Raw genomic sequence first — 21,555 nt, 5'->3', positions numbered from 1 at the left:
TTTATGTTAATTTTGAGTAATTTATTATTTTTGCACTCTCATTAAAAATGTTTTTGTCCGTTCATTTTTTGGATTTTCAAAGATTTCTTCAGGTGTTCCAGATTCGACAATTTCACCTTTATCCATAAAAATAATTCGGTCAGCAACTTCTCTAGCAAAACCCATTTCATGAGTTACGACTACCATCGTCATTTGTTCTTCAGCTAAATCCTTCATTACTTTAAGAACTTCACCCGTTAATTCAGGGTCTAAAGCAGATGTTGGTTCATCAAACAACAGTATTTCTGGATTCATCATGAGAGCCCTTGCAATGGCAACCCGTTGCTTCTGCCCACCTGAAAGATTGGCAGGATATGTATTTGCTCGGTCTTGCAAACCTACCTTTTCTAGCAATTCCATTCTTCTTTTTTCAACTACACTTGCATCTTCCTTCTTTACTAATTTCGGTGCTAACTCTAAATTATCTTTAACAGTTAAATGCGGAAACAGTTGAAAATGTTGGAAAACCATCCCCGCTTTACTTAATATTTTTTGTATCTCTTTTGGCTTTGCATAGTGACCATTTTCAACTAAATATTCACCATCTATCTTTATATTTCCGCCATTGATCGTTTCTAAGTTTACAATACTTCTTAATAAAGTACTCTTCCCTGATCCAGACGGCCCGATTATGGCGACAACTTCTTTCCGCTCCACTTGAAAGCTTATTTGTTTTAAAACTTCTAACTGTCCATACGACTTCTTCAAATTTTCTATTTCAATGATTGCCACGACGATTCCCTCCTTTATTCAAATCGATATCGTCGTTCGATACGTTTTAATATCCAAGTTAAGATTAGTGTGATGACTAAATAAATGAGACCAGCAACAAAATACGGAACAATTGTCGCATCCCGGTTAACGGCTGTTTGTGCAAAATGCAATAATTCTGGTACAGCAACAGCATATAGTAACGATGTATCTTTAACTAATGTAATGGACTCATTTGACACCGCTGGTAAAGCTACACGAATCATTTGCGGGATAATGATTTTCGTCATCGTTTGAAAGCGACTGAAACCTAACACTTTTGCAGCTTCATATTGGCCTTTATCTATAGCTAAAAGACCCCCACGGAAAATTTCTGCAAAATAAGCTGAATAATTTAAAACAAAACCGACACACGCAGCAACAAAACGATCTAGAACTAAATATTCTCCGATAACGGGAATTAATGGTAAACCGAAACAAATAAATAATAGTTGTAATAGTAACGGTGTGCCCCGCATGACATAAATAAAGCCTTGAACAAGCCAAGATAATGGTTTAATTCGGCTCCGAACTGCCAATGTTAAAATAAAGCCAATCGGTATAGAAAGTAATATTACGATTGCAAATAGTAATAACGTTATCTTAGCTCCTTCTAGCATTGGTATAACAATCATTTCAAAATAATCAAATGTCATGATACTCCTCCTCAGCTCACCAAAATATGGTGAGTGTCAAAAAATATAAGTTCACTAGTGAGTTTTTACTATTCACTATTATAAATGGTAAATTAAGGAAAATATATTGTAAAAACGATAAAAATGGCTGTCAATAGACAGCCCTTATTATTACTTAATGTTTGTGGTTTGTTTCTAATTAAATTTAATTCAAAATTTTATCTTCACCGAACCACTTTTCAGAGATTGCTGCAGCAGTACCATTGGCAATTACTTCATCCATTGCTTTTTGCAATTCTTCTAACAATTCATCATTGCCTTTTTTTACACCAACTGCATATAGTTCCGGTGCTAAAGACTCTTCTAAAACTTTATATGTGTCTGGCTTAATTGTCATATAATAATCAATTACAACTTCGTCAATAACGATTGCATCAACGCGACCACTATCTAAATCTTGTAATGCAAGTACATTTGTTTTATATTCACTAACATCTTTAATTTCTGAAGCAATATCAGAACCATTTAAGGCATTACTTGCAGAAGATTGTGCTTGCAATCCAACAGATTTACCTGCTAAATCACTTAAACTTTTTATATCAGAGTCTTTTAATATTGCAACTACCTGTGAATTTGCTAAATAAGGCTCTGTGAAAAGTACTTTTTCTTTACGTTCTTCTGTTACCGTATATCCGTTCCAAATTAAATCGATACGTCCACTTTGTAATTCAGTTTCTTTAGATCCCCAATCAATCGGTTGGAAAACTGCTTCTTTCCCCATTTCTTCAATAACAGCTTTCGCTAAATCAATATCAAAACCGACAATTTCGTTATCTTCATCACGGAATCCCATAGGTGCAAAAGCATCATCTATACCAATAATTAATTGATTCTCTTTTTCCTTATCCGAGGAATTTGTTGAACATGCTCCTAGTAATGAAATAGTAATTAATAAGATTAAGAGAGTTGTTAAACGTTTCATTTACATCGTCACCTGCTTTGTAAATTTTTTATGATTTATTAGAAATTTCAATTCTTTTAGTTATTTAATTCTTTAATAAACTAAAGTGTTTATTTGATAATCAAATCATAACATGTCCAAATGTTCAAGTCAACAAAAAATTTAATATATTAGCAAGCTAAAGGATTTTGGTACAGAGGGACGGGTTCAGTGTTTCATTTTTTTCGTTTTCTTCATTAGAAGAAGCTCGTACCAAATAAAAAAGCCATCCTCATACATTGAGAATGGCCAATATATTTTTGTTATTCATATTCCTTTTCAAAAACTTTATTGCTTCGAACAGTATCAAAATGACGTACCAGTTTTTCAATTTCATCTCGTTTTGGTTCAAAGAATGGCGGTAATGATAATTTTTCACCTAGTGTTTCATATGGTTCATCACCCATGAAACCTGGACCGTCTGTAGCTAGTTCAAATAAAATATCTGGTGAAACCCGTGTATAAAGGGAACCGAAATAATATCTCTCAACAAAACCAGAAGTGGCAAAACGATAGCTTCGGAAATGTTTATCCCACTCTTCTAAATCTGCTTTTTCATCAACACGGAAAGCCACATGGTGGACCGTACCGAATCCTTGTCTTCCAGGAGGTAACATCGTATTATGCTCAACCCATACTTGAGCGCCGTTTCCACCATCTCCTACTTCAAAGTTATATAAGCTTCCTTCTTTTCCTACTTGTTTAAAGCCTAAAACTGTTTCCATTACCTGTTTAAAGTAATCGAGGTAAGACACACGAACGACAATTGGACCTAGGCCAGTAATCGCAAACTCGTCAGGAATCGGACCTTTTTTCCACGGTGTACCAGAAGGAACACCTACATTATTTTCATCAGAAATCAATTGATAATTTTGATCATCAAAGTCAACAAAGGATAATGTTTTTTTACCAAACTGTTCTTTAATACCGAAGTTTTTCACACCTAAGCGGTTAAAACGTTTTTGCCAATATTCTAAGGCAGCATCATCAGGTACACGGAATGAAGTTTTAAAAATTTCATTTGTACCGTGAACACCTTTTGGAATACCTGGAAAATCAAAAAATGTCATATCCGTTCCCGGTGTTTAGTGCAAAATAAAAGTTAAGAGTATTGCAACCAAAATGTTAGAAGGTTGCACAAAAAGAAAAAGGCTTGCCAGTCCTCTCAAAATACCCTACCGTTATTGGTGTCTAATCAATTAAAGGTGGGGGGATGAAAGGATGCTAGCAATGCCTGAAATCAATCATATCAAAAAATTAAGGAATGATAAATCGTTATCGATCAATGAAATTTCAAAACGAACTGGTTTTAGTTGGCAAACCGTGAAGAAATATGCAGACAACGATCAGTTACCTGAAGAAAAAGTGCCTATCAAAAAAGGGATGATGTATGAGGAAAAGTGGGGAGAAATTGTAATCGATTGGCTAACAGAAGATTATGCACTCAAAAAGAAATTAAGAAGAAACAATAAGAATATATTTGACGGGTTACAGAAATTGGGATTTCCTGGTTCTTATCGAACCGTTTGTAATTTCATCAAAGAAGAGTGGAAAGAAAAAATGTTAAACGAGACGGACGAGTTGAAAGAAGAATGTGAAAGACTAACTCATCCACCAGCTGAAGCTCAGATAGATTTTGGTATTACAGAAGCAATTGAGGATGGAAAAGCAAAAGATATCCATTGTTTAGTGATGAGCTTCCCTTATAGTAACGCAGGATATGCAGTTCCCTTACCTGCAGAAAATCAAGAATGCTTTTTAGAGGGCCTTAAAGTAATCTTTAATCAATCCGGATTTGTTCCTAGGAAACTTCGCTTGGATAACCTCCCAGCAGCAGTAGTAAAGGCAAGAGGACGTAATCAAGAAACAGTCTTCACAGAGGAATTTCAACGTTTTGCGAGTCACTATGGATTTGAAGCGCAAGCTTGTAACCCAAGAAAGGGAAACGAAAAAGGACATGTAGAAAATAAGGTAGGATATGTGCGTTATAATTTTTTCACACCATCTCCTGTCATAAATGATTTAGCACATTTAAGGGATTTATTATTCGAACAATGTAGGAAAGATCATCAACGGTCTCATTATAAAAAGGGCGAAGTGATTGCAGATTTGTTGGAAGAAGAGAAGAAATACGGTCTGGCTTTACCAGAATCTGATTATCCGGTATTTAAACAATCGATGGTGACCGCTAATAAATATGGCGAGGTGCGTATAGATGGAGCGCTAATCCACGTGCCTAAGAGTTATCATTACAGCAAATTATATTTAATTCAATACTGGGATTACTATAAAGTTGTTTCTTCAAACGGAGAAATTCTGTCTAATGGTCCAAGACCATATATGAATCAAACTAGAGAAATCCCATGGCAGTCCATACTGAAAAATTGGAGGAAAAAGCCACGTTCTATCGTATATTCTAGATATTTTTCTTATCTACCTGGAAGAATAGCGCATTACTTAAATATTGAATCTATGAAATTAAGAAAAGAACGTGTTGATTGGTTACTGAGTCTGATCAATACTCACGATGTGAAAGAAATAGATGAACGCTTTTATGAATTATTGCCAGAAGATAATCGCGTTGACTCAGCGTGTAGTGATTCTACGAACCACCCTTATGATGTAGATTGGAATATATACGATTCTCTCCGTCCTACGAATACTTCTGCCGCGAAGGGGAGTGTATATGATGTCTGACTTGATAAGAGAAAGATGTAGAACACTTCGTCTCGCCTACATAACAGACTTATACGAAAAGATACCTTTTGAGGATCCAGAACAATATTTAGCTGAGTTACTCCAAAAAGAAATAGAGTTGAGAGAAACCGCAAAAGGGGAACGCCTCATCAAAAAAGCGAAATTCATGAATGAAAAGGAATTATCAGATTATCAATGGGGCGATCACATTCACTTCCCACCGAATCTTGATAGAGAAAGTCTTGAATCCCTTTCTTTTATCAGGAGGCAGGAAAATATTATTTTAACAGGGGCACCAGGAACAGGGAAATCGCACCTAGCCACGGCATTAGGACGCAAGGCTTGTAGAAACGGATATGAGGTCCGTTTCTACCGGGTCGCAGATTTAATAGAGTTATTGGAAAAGTCATGGGCTGAAGGGCGTTATCGGCTATTGAGGAATCGATTTAACAAAGTAGATCTAATTATACTCGACGAGATGGGATACGTCCCATTTAGCAAGGATGGAGCTGAATTACTATTTCAACTAATCTCAGACTGGTATGAACAAAAGAGCCTCATCATTACGTCGAATTTGGAGTTTAGTCAGTGGAATAAGATATTTGTAGATGCACGCCTAACCGCTGCTCTAGTGGATAGAGTCATTCATCATGCACATATTTTAAGTTTTACCGGTGATAGTTACCGTGTAAAACACGCACTATCGAATCGTTAATTACAAGGAAAATAAGGGCTGGCAAAGTTCTAAACTTTTCGTTGCATTCTTCTAAACTTTTCGCTTGCAAAATACACCCGGCGCACCAACATCATCTGTAAAATATAAGTGATATGTTTGAATATCATCTTGGTTTACGGTTTTCTTTACTAAACGCATACCTAACACATACGTAAAAAACTCATATATCTTTTCTGCACTACTTGTAATCGCAGTAACATGGTGAATACCTTTTAATTCTTTCATTATATTTCCTCCATTTACTTCTAATTCGATTATTTCTAATTCGAGATAAATATATCATATTTTACTCTCCTATGCAATAAAAATAATCGTTTATTATTTTATATGAGCTTTTTATTTGTAATCCGAAAAAATTTATTCCCTTTTAAAAAAACAAAAAAGGAACAGCCATCTATTTCGCCATTCCTTTTTTCGCAACCTATTTATCTTTTTTATTAACGACTTCTGAAAAATTCTTTTGCTTTTTCTAAAAATACTTCTTCATCTGGTCGAAGGTCTTCTTCATAAAAAATAGCCTCAACTGGGCACACAGCTTGGCATGCACCACAATCAATGCAAATATCCGGGTCGATATAGTATTGATCGTCTCCCTTTTCTATACAATCAACTGGACATACTTCGACACATTCTGCTGCCAATTCATTTCTACATGGTGCTGTAATAACAAAAGCCATTTATTTTTCCCTCCCAAATTCACAGTTAAGTCATTGTTAAATTCATAACACATAATCATTATAATATAAATTTCCATTTATTGCTGACAGACTTATCATAAAATTTCATTATTAGTTGTAAGTCTTATCTACACTATACTAATAGTATAAACATATAAATTCAAGATTTTTGACTATTTTCTATAAAATATTCAATTTAAACAGAATAATATTGAAAAAGCTCTTTCTTTCCAATGTAATCAATTCAATTTCTACAGCTAATAAAAATCTATATTCTACATATATAAAAGTTATTTATATGCTAAAAATTAAATGGCAGGAGAAAAACCCCTGCCATTTTAAAATTTATTCAACTGAAAATTGTCCCATCATACCAGCATCTTCATGTTCTAAAATATGACAATGATACATAAAGATACCTTTATGTTTAAATGTTGCAATGACACGTACATTTTCTCCTGGTGCCACTAAAAATGTATCTTTCCAGCCACTTTCATTCGCAGGAGGCGGATTTCCATCGCGTTCAAGAATTTGAAATTGAGCTCCATGGGCATGGAAAGGGTGAGTTTGACCAGTAAAATTACCAACTTCCCAAATTTCCGTTGCGCCTAATTTTACTTCTTCATCAATACGATCCATATCCATTTGTTCACCATTAATACTTACACTTGAACCTGTACCTTGAAAATTAAACACTCTTGTTGTAGTAGCTTTACTTTCTTCAATTTTTTCAATAGTTGTTAGCTTTTCTGGTACTATAAATTCCTTGTCACTATCTTTGCTAACAACAAAAGACATAAAGTTAATACCTTGGTCTAATAATTCAACAGTTTCATTTTTTGCTAAATTGGAAAAGTCTACTAAAATTTCGGCCCGTTCTCCTGGTCCAAGGGTTAATTCATTCATTTTTACCGATTCCTCTAGAAATCCACCGTCACTAGCTATTTGGTAAAATGCCTGTTTATTACTAAACTCTAAATTATAAATTCTACCATTGGATCCATTTAATATACGCAGACGGACCATTCCCTGTGGTACTTCTAAATACGGATTCACGGCACCGTTAACTAGAATCGTGTCGCCTTCAAAACCAACAATCGAATCTTTCATACCTAATTCATAATCAAACTGCCCTTCTTTATCGAAACGGCGATCCTGTATAACTAATGGAACATCATTCACACCGTAATCTTTCGGAATATTTAACGAATCAGATACTTCATCTTCAATGATAAACAAACCAGCCATTCCTTCATAAACTTGTTTACCTGTTTTATGCATTTGATGTGGATGATACCAAAGGGTTGCTGCTGGTTGCTCAATTGTAAACTCCGGATACCAAGTTTCCCCTGGTTTTATTTCATTATGAGGTCCACCATCATTTTCCCCATCAACTTCTAACCCATGCCAATGGAGAGTTGTTGATTCATCTAATTCATTTTTTACCTTTACCGATACTTCTTCACCAGTGCGAACACGAATGACTGGGCCTAAAAAGTCTCCGTTATAACCTCTCGTTTTAGTTATCGTCCCATCAAAGAATTCCATTGAACCTTCTTGGGCAGTTATTTCAAACTCCGCTTTGTTAGAATCCGGATTTTTATCTTCTAACAATGGTGGAATCGGTAATGGTTGTTGTTTCACTTCTAGCGTATCATTATTTGCTTCCTTAAAAGAAGTAGCAAAGACTCCCCAACTATGTAATAAATAAACAACACCAATTATTAGGAGAATAGCAATTGTACCTATCGATATCCATATCTTCTTTTTCAACGATTGCTCCACCTTTCACACATTAATGTCTATTATTAATAATATTATTAAAATAGTTTTTTAGTAAATTAATTAGACAGAGATTCCTATTATAAGCGTACTGTAAAATTTATTGGATTGCATATTAAAAAGTGAACATTATTTTAAATTTCTGCATTTTAAGCGAATTTAAGTGAAAAAATATCTTATCTAAATACCACTTTCTCATCTTTTATTTAAACAAAAAATGTTAGGTTAAATATAAAAATTACGTGGAATAATAAAAAACATGAATTTAAGACATATATTTATTCCCCATTCCATTATACAGACTCTTTATATTTAAAGGTACAAAATAACTGACTTAAAATTTGGCGTTGTCCAATATAGTTGCTATAGACCCACACGAATTCGAACTGATAAAATAATATATAAATAGAGGCGTTTTTAAAGAAAGAGTGAAATTGATTCAATGATTAAATTTTTAATTAAACATTTTATTCCGAACTACGAAAATACAACAGATACAGACGTTCGAGAAAAATATGGTGTGTTGTCGGGAATTGTTGGCATTATATGTAATGTATTGTTATTTATAATAAAATTAGTTATCGGGCTTATCGTCAATAGTATTGCGATTATATCCGACGCCTTCAACAACTTAACAGACTCCGCCACATCTATTATTACAATAATAGGCGCAAAACTAAGTAATCGCCCACCAGATAAAGAGCATCCCTTCGGACACGGTCGTTACGAATATATTGCATCATTGTTAGTCGCTTTTTTAATTTTTGCTGTAGGTTGGCAATTGTTAGGAAGCTCTGTTAATGAAATATTCAATCCACAACCGGTTGATATAAATATACTAGCCATTGTTATTTTAAGCCTGTCCATTCTAATCAAGGTTTGGATGTATTCTTATAACACTTATATTGGAAAAACAATCAACTCTGGACTTAATATCGCTACAGCTAAGGACAGTTTAAATGATGTCATTACAACATCAGGTGTAATTATCGGTACTGTGATTGGTTTGTATGTCGATTTACCGATTGACGGCATCATTGGACTTATCATTTCTCTTTTAATTATGTATACAGGATTTAGTACTGCCAAAGATACTGTTAACTTTTTGTTAGGACCATCACCAGATCCAGAAATTTCTGAGAAAATCGAAAAGATGGTTGCAGAAAGTAAAGTTGTTACGAACTGTCATCAATTACGGATTCATGATTATGGACCAGGAAAACATTTTGCTTCCATGCATGTCGATGTACCAGCACACATTAGTGTCGAAGAAGCCCATAGCTTAATCCATCAATTAGAAGAAAAAATAAAAAAAGAACTTGGAATCGATATCGTAATTCATATCGATCCAAGTAAAAACATATAAAAGGTAAGGGATTTGTCTTTTCCCAAAATTTCCTTATTATAAACAACAAAATTTAATTGAAAAAGTGATGGTACCACCGAAAGAAGCATTAACAACTCAATTAATTGATTTTTTAAACTGCATTAAAACGAACCGCAAACCTAAAGTAACCGGTGAAGATGGCATTATATTTTTGGAATTGACAGAACAGATTAGTAGTATGATTAAGGACCAAAATATTAAATAAATATAATACGTGATTGTTTTAGTTAAATAATTTTTCCATAAAAAACTTGATGAAAGAGATCATTTTTTCGTCCCCTTCATCAAGTTTTTAATTTATTTTGCTCTTAACATTGCATCCATCATCTTCGCCATTTCCACATTTAGTTTTACATTATGTACTCGTACCATATGCACACCCTTTGTAATCCCAAGACATGTTGTCGCAGCTGTTCCATTATCCCGTTCCTGCGCAGGCACATTCAACACATGCCCTATGAAACGTTTCCGTGATGTAGCAAGTAAAATTGGATACCCTAACGTGTGCAACTCTTCCAATTGATTCATAACGATAAGATGTTCCTCCATCGATTTCGCAAATCCTAAACCAGGATCGATAATAATATTTTCTTTCTTCACTCCCGCTTCTAAAGCAATTTCGATACTTTCCTCTAAATCCCGCTTCATATCATCGATAATGGAATTGTATTTTGGATTTTCTTCTTCCCGATTATGCATTAATATAATCGGAACATCATATTCAGCTGCAACATCAGCGATTTCCGGATCCTTTTTTGCTCCCCAAATATCATTAATAATATCCGCTCCTGCATCAAGGGCAGCCCGGGCTGTTTCTGCCTTAAACGTATCAACAGAAATGGGGACCGTTGTATTTTCACGAACCGCTTGAATAACAGGAACAATTCGCTCAATTTCTTCTTCTATTGAAATAGGTGTATGACCGGGTCTAGTTGATTCACCGCCGATATCAATAATATCTGCGCCATCTTTTTCCATTTTTATAGCATGACTTAATGCTTTATCAAGACTTGTGTATTTTCCCCCGTCGGAAAAAGAGTCCGGTGTAACATTTAAAATACCCATTATATAAGTCCGTTCCGCTAAGTCATAGTTCTTCGTTTTTGTTTTTAAAATCATTACAGTCACCTTCTATATAGTAAATTATTATTTTATTATACATAACCCTCTTTAATGTAGCATAGTTCAAAGGGAGATTTTTTAATGAAAAGATCAAATCAATAAAAAAATCTGTCCGAAAGTGATAATGGACAGCTTCTTTTTTTTTAGTTGCGATATAAATATATAAAAAAAGGGGGCCCAAAAGAGACTTTATATTGGACCCATCCTTTCCTTCTCAACTATAAACTAAATAACTTTATCATTTATACGCCATTGTTGCATTAACGGCCTTTTTCCAACCTTTGTAAAGCTCGTTACGAACTTCTTCCGTCATACTTGGTTGGAAATCTCTTTCTTTATTCCATTGTCTCGCAATTTCGTCTTGATTTTCCCAATAACCTACAGCTAATCCTGCTAAATATGCTGCACCGAGGGCAGTAGTTTCTTTTACATAAGGTCTTTCTACCGCAACATTCAAGATATCACTTTGGAATTGCATTAAAAAGTTATTAGCGACTGCTCCACCATCAACACGTAAAGACTTAACAGGAATTTTTGCGTCTTTCTCCATGACATTTAATACATCTTTTGTTTGGTACGCTAATGATTCAAGGGTTGCACGAATAAAATGCTCTTTTGTCGTTCCTCTTGTTAATCCGAAAATCGCTCCACGAGCTTCACTGTCCCAATATGGTGTACCTAAACCTACAAAAGCTGGAACTACATATACACCTTCCGTTGATTCAACACGTGTAGCGTATTCTTCACTTTCCCCAGCATGTTTAAACATACGTAATCCATCACGCAACCATTGAATGGCAGACCCAGCAACGAATATACTTCCTTCTATGGCATATTCAACACGACCATCGATTCCCCAAGCAATCGTGGTTAATAAACCGTGTTCCGATTGGATTGCTTTTTCTCCTGTATTCATTAACATAAAGCAGCCTGTTCCATACGTATTTTTTACCATTCCAGGTTGAAAACATGCTTGACCAAATAAGGCAGCTTGCTGGTCACCGGCAACGCCCGCAATTGGAATATTTTGTCCAAAAAAATGATAATCAACTGTATATCCATAAATTTCAGAGGATGGTCGAACTTCTGGAAGCATAGATGATGGAACGGACAATATATCTAAAAGCTCATCATCCCACTTAAGCTCATGAATATTATACATTAATGTGCGTGATGCATTGGAATAATCGGTTACATGAACTTTACCACCAGAGAGTTTCCAAATTAACCAAGTGTCAATAGTACCAAATAACAAGTCACCTTTCTCCGCTTTCTCCCTTGCACCTTCGACATTGTCTAAGATCCATTTTACTTTCGTTCCAGAGAAATAAGGATCGATTAATAATCCCGTTTTCTCTCTAATTGTTTGTTCATAACCAGCCGTTTTTAATTTTTGGCAAATTCCTTCTGTTTGACGTGATTGCCAAACAATCGCATGATAAACAGGCATTCCCGTATTTTTATCCCATACAACCGTTGTTTCCCGCTGATTCGTAATACCGATTCCTGCTATTTGTTCAGGATTAATATTGGACTCAGCTAAACAGGTAGCAATAACAGATAGAACTGATCCCCATATCTCATTGGCATCATGCTCCACCCAGCCTTGTTTCGGGAAATGTTGAGTAAACTCTTTTTGTGCAATATGAACGATTTCTCCCTTTTTATTAAATAAAATTGCCCGTGAACTTGTTGTACCTTGGTCAATCGCTAACATAAATTTTTCCATTATGATTTCTCTCCCATCTCTATAATACTACTTTTCTACTACTTTCATATTTCATAACGTTTATACGTTTTTTATGATTTATAATATGGCTATACTTAATTTCTATACTTATTTAACTATGTTAATATCACTTTTTTCAACTGAATTCTTTTTTGTTATTGCATATATTACAACAAAAATAAAAGCGCTTCCAATCAAAACAAACCATGAGCCGGCTAAAAATTGACTTTGAAATGCCCAATTATAAAATACACTTGCTAATAATGCTCCAACAATTGGACCTACAATCGGAATCCAAGCGTAACCCCAATTTGACTTACCTTTATTTGGAATTGGTAATAAAGCATGTGCTAATCTCGGACCAAAATCCCTTGCAGGATTAATAGCATACCCTGTTGTACCACCTAAACTCATCCCAATACTAACAATCAGAAAACCTACAATGAAAGGATTTAAACCATTAGCAAACTCATTTGCTCCTATTGCGAAAATCCCGAGCACTAATACGAACGTTCCTATAACTTCACTGATGAAGTTACCGAATAAATGCGGGATGGCTGGACTTGTTGCAAAAGTATTAAGAATCGCAACTTGATCCTTTGTTTCTTTCCAATGAGGTAAATATTGAAAGTATACAATAACAGCTCCAATGAAAGCACCGATTATTTGAGCGATAATATAAGTTGGTACAAGATTCCAAGCTAGATCACCTGATAGTGCAAAGGCGAGAGTCAAGGCAGGATTCAAATGAGCCCCACTATACTGACCGACAGCATATGCCCCCATTGCAACAGCAAGTCCCCATCCAAAAGTAATCACAACCCATCCACTATTATTGGACTTTGATTTTTTTAAACTTACTCCGGCACATACACCGACCCCTAGAATAATTAAGATCGAAGTACCTACCAATTCTGCTAAAAATAATGTCATTACTATACACCCCTTTATGAATAGATACAAAAAAGAGACCACGTAACCTATCGATAAAGATAAGTTTGTGATCTCCTATTCTCTTTCACATAATCTTCATTATTAACTTGTAAATTGAATTTATCACAAATAGAAAACGCTGTCAATATGAATCTCTATTTTTAACTTTAATAACGTAGATATGTTGTTAAATATTCGGGTTCTTACTTCAAACAACCATTAGTAAAAGGAATTTATTATTCTTTCGGTTCATAATATTCCCATAAGTTTTTACTTGATGTCGTAATCGTAATTGCACCAGCATTTATGGCTTGCTCCACTTCCTCTACCGTCTCAATAAAACCACTAGCGATAATTTGCTTTTCAGTCTGTTGACAAAATTGCTTGATAAGCTTCGGTACTAAACCGGGTAGCAGTTCTAGAAAATCTGGATCCGTTCTTTGGATAAGTTTATTGCTTTTTTCAATCGAATTCGTATCGAGTAGAAATATACGTTGAATTGTGACAGCACCTTTTTCTTTAGCTCTTTCAATTACAGCTGGCTTCGTAGATATAATTCCATACGGTTTGAATTCTTGACAAATATATTCAGTTGCAAATTCATCAGCCTTTAGACCTTTAATTAAATCAATATCAATTAAAATCTTTTTCTCATATTGACTTGCCAGTTTAAAAATAGGTTTCAGTCTAGAAATATGAGCATTTAATACAGCATAATATTCATAATTACTCGTCATTATTGAATCTACATCTTTCATATTACCGATTACAGGAATAATTGTTTGCTTCGTAAAATCCATCTTAATCACCTAATTTATCTAGATAATCTTTCATTTTTATTTTAACAAAAAATGTAGACGAAGAATAAAAAGAAGAAAAGAGCACATCTAAGACACCAATAAGGAGAGTTATAAGAAATAACAGTTTAAGGTGCCACATTCTTTGCAAATGATTGAATACAAATTGTATGACGATTAAAGTAGCAAAGCCTACCCAAATACATTCAAATTGGTATAGGCTTCGAACTACAAAAATGAAAATCTATATTTAATGTTCACTTACAAATTGAGCCTGTTTTAATATTTCCTCTAATTCCCTTTGATAACGCTCCGTCATTTCTGGATCCCAATTAAAATAAGATTGCATATATTGGATTACATTTTCTTTATATTGTTTAACGAGATGAATATTAAATAGTACCGCTCCCGTTCTACGAAGGAAGAAGTCTACAGGTGTAACAACCATTTCATAAGTTAACGCATATTGTAATTCTGCAAAAAGTGTGATAGGCAATTCAAATTCTTTTGCTGTATCAGCGTTATTTTTCACAATATCAAATAACCGATATACATTCGATCCATATTTCGATGCGAGACTTTCTGCTTCTTCTTTTGATAAACCGCTTGATTGGCCTATTTTACTAGCTTCATTTATGAACTCATTAAATTTAGCGGATCCGCCTACATCTCCTCCAGATAACGGAGTGTGTTTAGTCACACATGGACCGAACTGTTTTCCATATTCCTTTTCAAATTTATCAACTAATAAATCAACAATTTTTTCAGCCATTTTTCGATAACCTGTTAATTTACCGCCTGCTATTGTCATTAATCCAGATTCAGATTCCCAGATCTCATCCTTACGTGAAATTTCTGAAGGATCTTTTCCTTCTTCCCAAATTAACGGACGGACTCCTGCCCAGTTTGATTCTACATCCTTCTCCGATACTTTTACATCTGGAAACATAAAATTAATCGCTTTTAAAAGATAGTCCAGATCTTCTTTCGTCATTTGCGGATTTATCGGATCCGAATCATAAAAAGTATCCGTTGTACCGACATATGCCTTCCCTTCGCGTGGAATAGCAAAGACCATTCGTCCATCCGGCGTATCAAAATATACCGCTTGTTTTAATGGGAATTTTGATTGGTCGATAACAATATGAACACCTTTTGTTAATTGTAATACCTTCCCTTTTTTAGAGTTATCCTTTTCACGGATCGTATCCACCCATGGACCTGTTGCATTTACAACTTTTTTCGCACGAATTTTGTATGTTTCACCCGTTACTTGATCTATAACTTCAACGCCAATGACTTTCCCGTTAGAATAAACTAATTTTTCTACTTTTGAATAATTTAGAACTGTTGCACCCTTTTCAACAGCTTTTTTCATGACTTCAATTGTTAATCGTGCATCATCTGTACGATATTCAACATAAATGCCGCCACCTTTAAGACCTTCTTTTTTTACTAACGGTGCTTTTTGTAATGTTTGCTCTGCTGTTAACATTTTTTTTCGTTCACTTTTTTTAACACCTGCTAAGCGATCATACAAAGTTAATCCAATTGATGTAAAAAATTTCCCGAAAGTTCCATCTTTAAAAAATGGTAATAACATCCATTCAGGTGTTGTTACATGCGGCCCGTTTTCATATACAATGGCTCGCTCTCGTCCTACTTCTGCTACTTGTTTTACATGGAATTGTTTTAAATAACGTAAACCACCGTGAACAAGTTTCGTAGAACGACTAGACGTACCTGCAGCAAAATCCTGCATTTCTACTAAGGCTACTTTCATTCCTCGAGTTGTTGCATCAAGGGCAATTCCAGCCCCAGTAATACCACCACCTATAACAACAACATCAAATTCATTATTTTTAAATGTGTCAATAATTTTTTGTCGATTTTTATTTGAAAACTGCATGATTTTGGCCTCCTAAAAATTAGTGGTTAACAAACAAAAAAGACCAAAAAACTAGACGAAGGTCATACTTCGACTCGTTTTATGGTCTCCTTATCTCTTCATCATATCAACTTTGATTTTATTATAACATAGATTTAAATCATTGAAAATGTATTTAACTTGAAAATAAAAAAGGAGCGTCGCAAATGCCTCATGAGTAGGAAAGTTTCTAATTATATTTTTAGAGGAGTGTGTTCAGAATTGGAGACTTATAGCTACTTACGAATAAATAAATAGTTATAAGCATATTTATAAATAATTGGCAGAAAGGAGTTTATTGCATGAGCAACTTCAATCCAGGGAGACTCTTTGTGGGTTACTGCTACGGGTCCCATCTTTCCAAGATGTTACACACTCACTCCGATGTTACAGGTGAACTTTTTTTACAATTATTACCTTCATTTTACTGAAGTATTCTGACCCTGGTTTCATATATTGATGATAAAGCATATTACCGTTCATAGTCTCCCTCCTTTTCTATTAACAACAAGAAATAACAGATTAATTTATTAATCTGAAATTATACTATAGATGAATCTTCTACCTACTTGATGTACTAATCACATTGTCTAAAATTCTTTCTTCCGATAAATAATTACAGCAATTAAATATGAGAGAGTAAATACAGTAATACCAAGTACTATAAATAAAATCGGAACTAATAAAGACGAATCTATGGATAACGGTAATTTGTCTATTAAATCTTCTACTAAGAATTTGATTCCATAATAAACAAATAGACCTACAAATCCTCCTCCAAGTACAAATGCATCAGATTTGTCTGCACCAAAGATATAGAGGAACGGGTATATAAGCGCACCTGCAAAAAGAACTACGAAAATTCCAGAAGAAATAATATTAATTATGCCATTTATTTGTGTTTCAAAGATTAGATCATATGTATAAATAACAATATATGCAAGAAATGCTCCGATAATCACAACCGATAAGTAAAAAATATAGTGACTTCGGACAATATGAGACCTACTAACCGGTAAGGTAAGTACATATTTATCATAACCAGACTTACTCTCTATTTTTATAATTTCAAGTGAAGGCAAAGTCATTAACAATATAATTAACATAGCGGCCACACCACTTATCATAGGCCCTGCAAAAAATAAAAGTACACCAGCAATCAATAATGCGAGACCTACATATGCAAAAATACTTCGATAAACTAGGTAATAGTTTGTCAATAATAGACCTTTCACTTAAATTTCACTCCCTGTTAGTAAGATACTAAGTTCTTCCATTGAAATCTTTTTAGAGCTAAGCTCCTTTGGCAATTCCATTTTATTTGATACAAGTATTCTAGAATAAGAACCATAGTCCCTTTTTGCAACAACTATATTTCTATTTAGTAAAGATAATTGTTCCTTTTTGATATCAACAATTGCAAATTTTTCAAGAATCTCGTCTTTTCTCTCATTTAATAAAATTTTACCATTTTTGATAAAAACAATATGACTAGCAATATCCCACCACTACTCTCTCTCACAAAGCTTTTTAACTCACCTAAGACTTGTTCTCTTGATGAGGGATCAAGCCCTCCTGTTGCCTCATCTAGTAATAGTAGTTTTGCATTATGTGACAGTGCAACAGCTATAGAAAGTTTCATTGACATCCCACGAGAAAATTTATATATTTGTTTATCTTCGGGGAGAGAAAAAGAATTAACCAATCGGAAAAAATCATCTTGATTCCAAGTATTAAATATTCTCAAAAAAACTTTATTTAGTTGTTTGACTGTTAGGTGCGCCGGTAAATTCATAGCATCGAACACAACTCCAATTTTTTCTTATTTTTGGGCGCAATGCAACAGCCAGACTTCTGAACAAATAAATGAAGTTCGTGATGTTCGAATGCAGAATTTTATTGATGAGTTATTTGAAAGCATCATTCAAAAATTATTTGATCAGAACTACATAACCATGGAGAACTACTTCTTAGATGGAACCAAAATAGAAGTAAAAAATAGAAGCAAAGAATATTTTCCTTTGTCAATTTTTCAATTCCACGACATTTAGGGATGATAGGAGACTCTGCCTCCGCTTTATAATAAGCGAAGAGTTGCTCATCAGATATAGATCCACCATTTCATCGACTACTCGCGCTGGATGGTTTTCAGGAAATAGTCCTTCAATGTCATAAATAACTTGGATTTGTCGGTTATCATATGATTTGAATGTAGGGGCAAGTTTTCTTGTTGAGGTTTCTTCTTTTTTCTCTTTTTTGCATATTTTTGCAATGACAAAAAGGGGCATCCAAAAAGTCAAAGCTCATGACTTTTTGGACAACCCCTGATGGTTACATAGTACAGAACCATGATGATCATGATTTTCACTTTCCATTTGAATTGTAATATGATTGATGCCTTTATGAATTAATTGATGTTCTACTTCATCCAGAATCCGTTGACCTTCTTCAATTGTGATATGCGTATCGACAACGGCATGACAGGAAAGGGCATTATGACCACTCGTAATTGACCAAACATGTAAATCATGAATACTTTTTATACCCGGCACATTTTCGATCGTTTTAATAATATCTTCAACTTTAATATTTTTTGGCGTACCTTCCATTAATACTTGAATAGAATCTTTCGTAACGTAAAAGCCACTTCTCATAATAATTAAGGCGACAATAATACTTGCGACCGGGTCTGCCCAACTCCAGCCAAAAAACATAATAAGAAGTGCAGCGATAATTGCTCCGACTGAACCTAACATGTCACCAATGACATGGAGAAACGCTCCACGCATATTTAAGTTTTCTTCCGTATCGCCACCTCGAAACATTATCCACGCTACTAAAATATTTACTAATAATCCAATCGTACTAATTGTTAACATCCCTGTCGTAGCAATCTCAGGTGGTGCTGCAAAACGTTTTACAGCTTCGATAATAATAAAAATCGCTATGATTAAAAGTGTTATACCGTTAAATGCTGCTGCTAATATTTCAAATCGCTTGTAACCGAATGTTTTTTCATAGTTTGCTGCTCGTTCACCTAATTGAAATGCTAGAACAGCTACTCCAAGTGATATCGCATCACTTAACATATGACCCGCATCAGATAACAATGCAAGACTATTCGTTAAAAGTCCACCAATCAATTCAACGACCATATATGCGGCAATGATGAAAAAGGCAATCGTTAACGTTTTTTTATTTGCCCCATGGGTATGGTCGTGATGATGGTGACCATGATGATGTCCCATAAAAATGCCCTCCGAATCATTTTTTATAAACACACTTCATGAGTGATGACATGTTTATTAGTGATGTTCTGCATGTTCAATCGTTTGTTTTAATAAATTAATAACATGTTCATCATCATGTGAATAATACAATGTTGTTCCTTCTCGACGATATTTTACTAACCGTAAGTTTTTTAAAAAACGAAGTTGATGTGACACCGTTGACTGACGAAGATTAAGATGCTCCGCTATTTCATTAACTGAATACTCTTTATTACAAATTAAATTTAAAATCCGAATCCGTGTAGAATCACTTAACGCTTTAAACGTTTGTGAAACTATAAATAATGTTTCCTCATCTAAATCATGAAATTCATTAGGTTCTGATTGTTCTTCATTTTTATTTTCAGTCATATCTTTCACCCTTTTTTAATATATGAGTATATATTCATATATTAAACTGCAATAGTACGTGTGTCAATGGGTTTACGTACTATTAATACAGATGATCCACGATTTATTTTAAAGAAAAAAACGCCTGGGTACAATTACCACAAGCGTTTACTAATAGAAATCAATTATTCAACATAAGTTACAAACTCTGTTACTGGTTTACGATATCCTCTTGGTGGTCTACTTGAAACTTTCTCTTTACCAATCGTAATCATTAAGGCAATTTCGTATTGTTCATCTATGTTCAGGATTTCGCGTACCTTGTCCGGATCAAAGCCAATCATAGGGCATGTATCCCAACCTTTATCTTTTGCAGCTAACATAAATAACATGGCAGACAAGCTAGCATTTCGAATCGCTTCATCCCGTTGGAAATCTTCTCCACGAGATGTGTACATTTTCGTTAAAAACTTATAATTTTGTCGTTCTTCAATTGTTTTTGGATCAAAGGATAACAAAACAGGTCCCTCCTTAGTCTAAATTCCGTACATCAATCGGTATTAAAATCTCATTTAATTTTTCACGCAAATGTTCATATTGCGGTGGTAACATCAACTTTTCACCCATTGTTTCGAAAGATTCGTCATGGGCAAATCCCGGAGGATCTGTAGCAATTTCAAATAAAATTTCACCGTATTCTCTAAAATAAATCGCATTAAAGTAATTCCGGTCTTTCACTTCTGTAACGTGATAACCTTTTTCCATTACATATTGTTGCCATTCTAAATGGTCTGTAAAATCCTGTGCACGCCATGCAATATGGTGAACAACACCTACACCCATTCTTCCCCTTGGTAATGTTGTTTTCTTAACATCAATAATATTTCCAATATCACCTGTAGCTTTAAAACGAACAAGATCGCCTTCTTCCGCTACTTTCTCTAATCCCATTATATCTTGTACGGCTCTAACCGTTTCTTCCGGATTCGTTGAAAAAAGAATCGCACCACCAAATCCTTTAATTGCTACCTCTGGCGTAACATCACCAAAAGTCCAATTATTCGTTTCACCTTCTGCTCGCTCAACAAGTTCTAATTGTAGTCCGTGATAATCTTCAAATTGTAAATACGTTTCACCGAATCGTGCGACCTTTTCAAATTCAATCTCGAATTTCGCAAGTCGTTTTTCCCAAAAATCCATTGCACCTTCAGGAATTACATAAGTTGTCACACCGACTTGTCCTCCACCGATTGCTCCTCGATACGCATTTGGCCAAGGAAAAAAGGTAATAATCGTACCTGGTTTGCCCCCTTCATTTCCGAAATATAAATGGTATGTGCCCGGGTCATCGAAATTCACCGTTTTTTTCACTAATCTTAAACCTAAAACACCAGCATAAAAATCAACATTTTCTTGCGGATGACCAACAATTGCTGAAATATGATGGATGCCTGCTGTCTTTTTCATATAATTACACTCCTATATTTACATCAAATATCTCTATTTTTATTATCTTTAATTCGAGATAATTATAACGTGAAACTTGAATTACTGTCAACCTTATTATTTTATTGTGAAATATTTCCGCCCATTTTATTAAGACCTTTGAATATACTACTTTAAAAGAACGATGGATTGAGAACGGTACACAGGGACAGGTCCCTCGTACCAATTTCAAAATGATACACCGAACCCGGCCCCCTGTACCAAAACCCCTGTATCAA

Annotated in this window: 18 protein-coding genes and 4 pseudogenes; 4 read left to right on the top strand and 18 right to left on the bottom strand. The window is 34.6% G+C overall.

Features of this window, described 5'->3' with window-relative positions:
* Window positions 1–24: 24 nt before the first annotated feature.
* From GW534_RS11960 to GW534_RS11945, 4 genes and pseudogenes are all read right to left on the bottom strand, one after another.
* The gene (locus tag GW534_RS11960; RefSeq protein ID WP_312854665.1) at window positions 25–771 is read right to left on the bottom strand and encodes an amino acid ABC transporter ATP-binding protein; all 747 of its coding nucleotides are present in this window, start codon (window positions 769–771) and stop codon (window positions 25–27) included.
* Window positions 772–785: 14 nt separating this feature from the next.
* Window positions 786–1,445 (bottom strand): amino acid ABC transporter permease, encoded by a 660-nt coding sequence (locus tag GW534_RS11955; RefSeq protein ID WP_161921250.1) that lies wholly within the window; start codon window positions 1,443–1,445, stop codon window positions 786–788.
* A gap of 184 nt (window positions 1,446–1,629) precedes the next feature.
* Window positions 1,630–2,406, bottom strand: a complete 777-nt coding sequence (locus GW534_RS11950; protein WP_161921249.1) for an amino acid ABC transporter substrate-binding protein — start codon at window positions 2,404–2,406, stop codon at window positions 1,630–1,632.
* Between the two features lie 281 nt (window positions 2,407–2,687).
* A pseudogene (locus tag GW534_RS11945) lies at window positions 2,688–3,503 on the bottom strand (ring-cleaving dioxygenase); the annotation flags it as partial.
* 142 nt (window positions 3,504–3,645) lie between these two features.
* On the opposite strand from GW534_RS11945, the gene istA reads away from it, so the two are divergent.
* Together istA and istB are read left to right on the top strand one after the other, a co-directional pair.
* Window positions 3,646–5,121, top strand: a complete 1,476-nt coding sequence (gene istA / locus GW534_RS11940) for an IS21 family transposase (protein WP_161921247.1) — start codon at window positions 3,646–3,648, stop codon at window positions 5,119–5,121.
* A complete protein-coding gene (gene istB / locus GW534_RS11935; protein ID WP_161921246.1) occupies window positions 5,114–5,836 on the top strand; it encodes an IS21-like element helper ATPase IstB in 723 nt (240 codons plus the stop codon). Before istA ends, istB begins: the two co-directional genes overlap by 8 nt.
* A gap of 75 nt (window positions 5,837–5,911) precedes the next feature.
* Here istB and GW534_RS11930 read toward each other — a convergent pair.
* The 3 genes and pseudogenes from GW534_RS11930 to GW534_RS11920 all read right to left on the bottom strand — a co-directional run.
* Window positions 5,912–6,082 (bottom strand): annotated as a pseudogene (locus tag GW534_RS11930) (VOC family protein); the annotation flags it as partial.
* A gap of 212 nt (window positions 6,083–6,294) precedes the next feature.
* Window positions 6,295–6,534, bottom strand: a complete 240-nt coding sequence (locus tag GW534_RS11925) for an indolepyruvate ferredoxin oxidoreductase subunit alpha (RefSeq protein WP_161921245.1) — start codon at window positions 6,532–6,534, stop codon at window positions 6,295–6,297.
* A 345-nt stretch (window positions 6,535–6,879) separates the two neighbouring features.
* Window positions 6,880–8,307 carry a multicopper oxidase family protein gene (locus GW534_RS11920; RefSeq protein WP_161921244.1) on the bottom strand — a complete coding sequence of 476 codons (1,428 nt, stop codon included), beginning with the start codon at window positions 8,305–8,307 and terminating at the stop codon, window positions 6,880–6,882.
* 451 nt (window positions 8,308–8,758) lie between these two features.
* Here GW534_RS11920 and GW534_RS11915 point away from each other — a divergent pair, with 451 nt between their 5' ends.
* Complete coding sequence (locus GW534_RS11915) at window positions 8,759–9,682, top strand: cation diffusion facilitator family transporter (protein WP_161921243.1); 924 nt, start codon at window positions 8,759–8,761, stop codon at window positions 9,680–9,682.
* Window positions 9,683–9,749: 67 nt separating this feature from the next.
* A complete protein-coding gene (locus GW534_RS11910) occupies window positions 9,750–9,908 on the top strand; it encodes a hypothetical protein (protein WP_161921242.1) in 159 nt (52 codons plus the stop codon).
* Between the two features lie 92 nt (window positions 9,909–10,000).
* On the opposite strand, the gene folP is transcribed toward GW534_RS11910, so the two are convergent.
* From folP to GW534_RS11855, 11 genes and pseudogenes are all read right to left on the bottom strand, one after another.
* On the bottom strand, window positions 10,001–10,822 hold the full coding sequence (folP, locus tag GW534_RS11905; RefSeq protein WP_161921241.1) for a dihydropteroate synthase: 822 nt from the start codon (window positions 10,820–10,822) through the stop codon (window positions 10,001–10,003).
* Window positions 10,823–11,063: 241 nt separating this feature from the next.
* Window positions 11,064–12,554 carry a glycerol kinase GlpK gene (gene glpK, locus GW534_RS11900; protein ID WP_161921240.1) on the bottom strand — a complete coding sequence of 497 codons (1,491 nt, stop codon included), beginning with the start codon at window positions 12,552–12,554 and terminating at the stop codon, window positions 11,064–11,066.
* A gap of 108 nt (window positions 12,555–12,662) precedes the next feature.
* Entirely contained in the window at window positions 12,663–13,487 is an 825-nt protein-coding gene (locus GW534_RS11895; protein WP_161921239.1) for an MIP/aquaporin family protein, read from the bottom strand.
* Between the two features lie 236 nt (window positions 13,488–13,723).
* The gene (locus tag GW534_RS11890; protein WP_161921252.1) at window positions 13,724–14,287 is read right to left on the bottom strand and encodes a glycerol-3-phosphate responsive antiterminator; all 564 of its coding nucleotides are present in this window, start codon (window positions 14,285–14,287) and stop codon (window positions 13,724–13,726) included.
* Window positions 14,288–14,534: 247 nt separating this feature from the next.
* Window positions 14,535–16,193: a glycerol-3-phosphate dehydrogenase/oxidase gene (locus tag GW534_RS11885; protein WP_161921238.1), complete on the bottom strand. Its 1,659-nt coding sequence runs from the start codon at window positions 16,191–16,193 to the stop codon at window positions 14,535–14,537.
* A gap of 608 nt (window positions 16,194–16,801) precedes the next feature.
* Window positions 16,802–17,446, bottom strand: a complete 645-nt coding sequence (locus tag GW534_RS11880; RefSeq protein WP_161921237.1) for an ABC-2 transporter permease — start codon at window positions 17,444–17,446, stop codon at window positions 16,802–16,804.
* A pseudogene (locus GW534_RS11875) lies at window positions 17,447–18,033 on the bottom strand (ATP-binding cassette domain-containing protein); the annotation flags it as partial.
* Between the two features lie 481 nt (window positions 18,034–18,514).
* Window positions 18,515–19,459 (bottom strand): cation diffusion facilitator family transporter, encoded by a 945-nt coding sequence (locus GW534_RS11870; protein WP_161921236.1) that lies wholly within the window; start codon window positions 19,457–19,459, stop codon window positions 18,515–18,517.
* Between the two features lie 57 nt (window positions 19,460–19,516).
* Window positions 19,517–19,852: an ArsR/SmtB family transcription factor gene (locus GW534_RS11865; protein ID WP_161921235.1), complete on the bottom strand. Its 336-nt coding sequence runs from the start codon at window positions 19,850–19,852 to the stop codon at window positions 19,517–19,519.
* Between the two features lie 164 nt (window positions 19,853–20,016).
* Window positions 20,017–20,286: pseudogene (locus tag GW534_RS11860) on the bottom strand (nitroreductase family protein); the annotation flags it as partial.
* A 76-nt stretch (window positions 20,287–20,362) separates the two neighbouring features.
* Window positions 20,363–21,298 (bottom strand): ring-cleaving dioxygenase, encoded by a 936-nt coding sequence (locus GW534_RS11855; protein WP_161921234.1) that lies wholly within the window; start codon window positions 21,296–21,298, stop codon window positions 20,363–20,365.
* Window positions 21,299–21,555: the final 257 nt, after the last annotated feature.

This window comes from Pallidibacillus pasinlerensis (assembly GCF_009996845.1).
GTDB lineage: Bacteria > Bacillota > Bacilli > Bacillales > Caldibacillaceae > Pallidibacillus > Pallidibacillus pasinlerensis.
The sequence above is the reverse complement of the archived record's forward strand: the minus strand, read 5'-3'. Positions and strand labels throughout refer to the sequence as shown.

Excerpts from the sequence above, each read along its gene's own strand:
- GW534_RS11865 (WP_161921235.1), bottom strand. The coding sequence starts at position 19,852 with ATGACTGAAAATAAAAATGAAGAACAATCAGAACCTAATGAATTTCAT.
- istB (WP_161921246.1), top strand. The coding sequence starts at position 5,114 with ATGTCTGACTTGATAAGAGAAAGATGTAGAACACTTCGTCTCGCCTAC.
- folP (WP_161921241.1), bottom strand. The coding sequence starts at position 10,822 with ATGATTTTAAAAACAAAAACGAAGAACTATGACTTAGCGGAACGGACT.
- GW534_RS11910 (WP_161921242.1), top strand. The coding sequence starts at position 9,750 with ATGGTACCACCGAAAGAAGCATTAACAACTCAATTAATTGATTTTTTA.
- istA (WP_161921247.1), top strand. The coding sequence starts at position 3,646 with ATGCTAGCAATGCCTGAAATCAATCATATCAAAAAATTAAGGAATGAT.
- GW534_RS11955 (WP_161921250.1), bottom strand. The coding sequence starts at position 1,445 with ATGACATTTGATTATTTTGAAATGATTGTTATACCAATGCTAGAAGGA.
- GW534_RS11885 (WP_161921238.1), bottom strand. The coding sequence starts at position 16,193 with ATGCAGTTTTCAAATAAAAATCGACAAAAAATTATTGACACATTTAAA.
- GW534_RS11915 (WP_161921243.1), top strand. The coding sequence starts at position 8,759 with ATGATTAAATTTTTAATTAAACATTTTATTCCGAACTACGAAAATACA.
- GW534_RS11855 (WP_161921234.1), bottom strand. The coding sequence starts at position 21,298 with ATGAAAAAGACAGCAGGCATCCATCATATTTCAGCAATTGTTGGTCAT.
- GW534_RS11895 (WP_161921239.1), bottom strand. The coding sequence starts at position 13,487 with ATGACATTATTTTTAGCAGAATTGGTAGGTACTTCGATCTTAATTATT.
- glpK (WP_161921240.1), bottom strand. The coding sequence starts at position 12,554 with ATGGAAAAATTTATGTTAGCGATTGACCAAGGTACAACAAGTTCACGG.
- GW534_RS11925 (WP_161921245.1), bottom strand. The coding sequence starts at position 6,534 with ATGGCTTTTGTTATTACAGCACCATGTAGAAATGAATTGGCAGCAGAA.
- GW534_RS11950 (WP_161921249.1), bottom strand. The coding sequence starts at position 2,406 with ATGAAACGTTTAACAACTCTCTTAATCTTATTAATTACTATTTCATTA.
- GW534_RS11870 (WP_161921236.1), bottom strand. The coding sequence starts at position 19,459 with ATGGGACATCATCATGGTCACCATCATCACGACCATACCCATGGGGCA.
- GW534_RS11890 (WP_161921252.1), bottom strand. The coding sequence starts at position 14,287 with ATGGATTTTACGAAGCAAACAATTATTCCTGTAATCGGTAATATGAAA.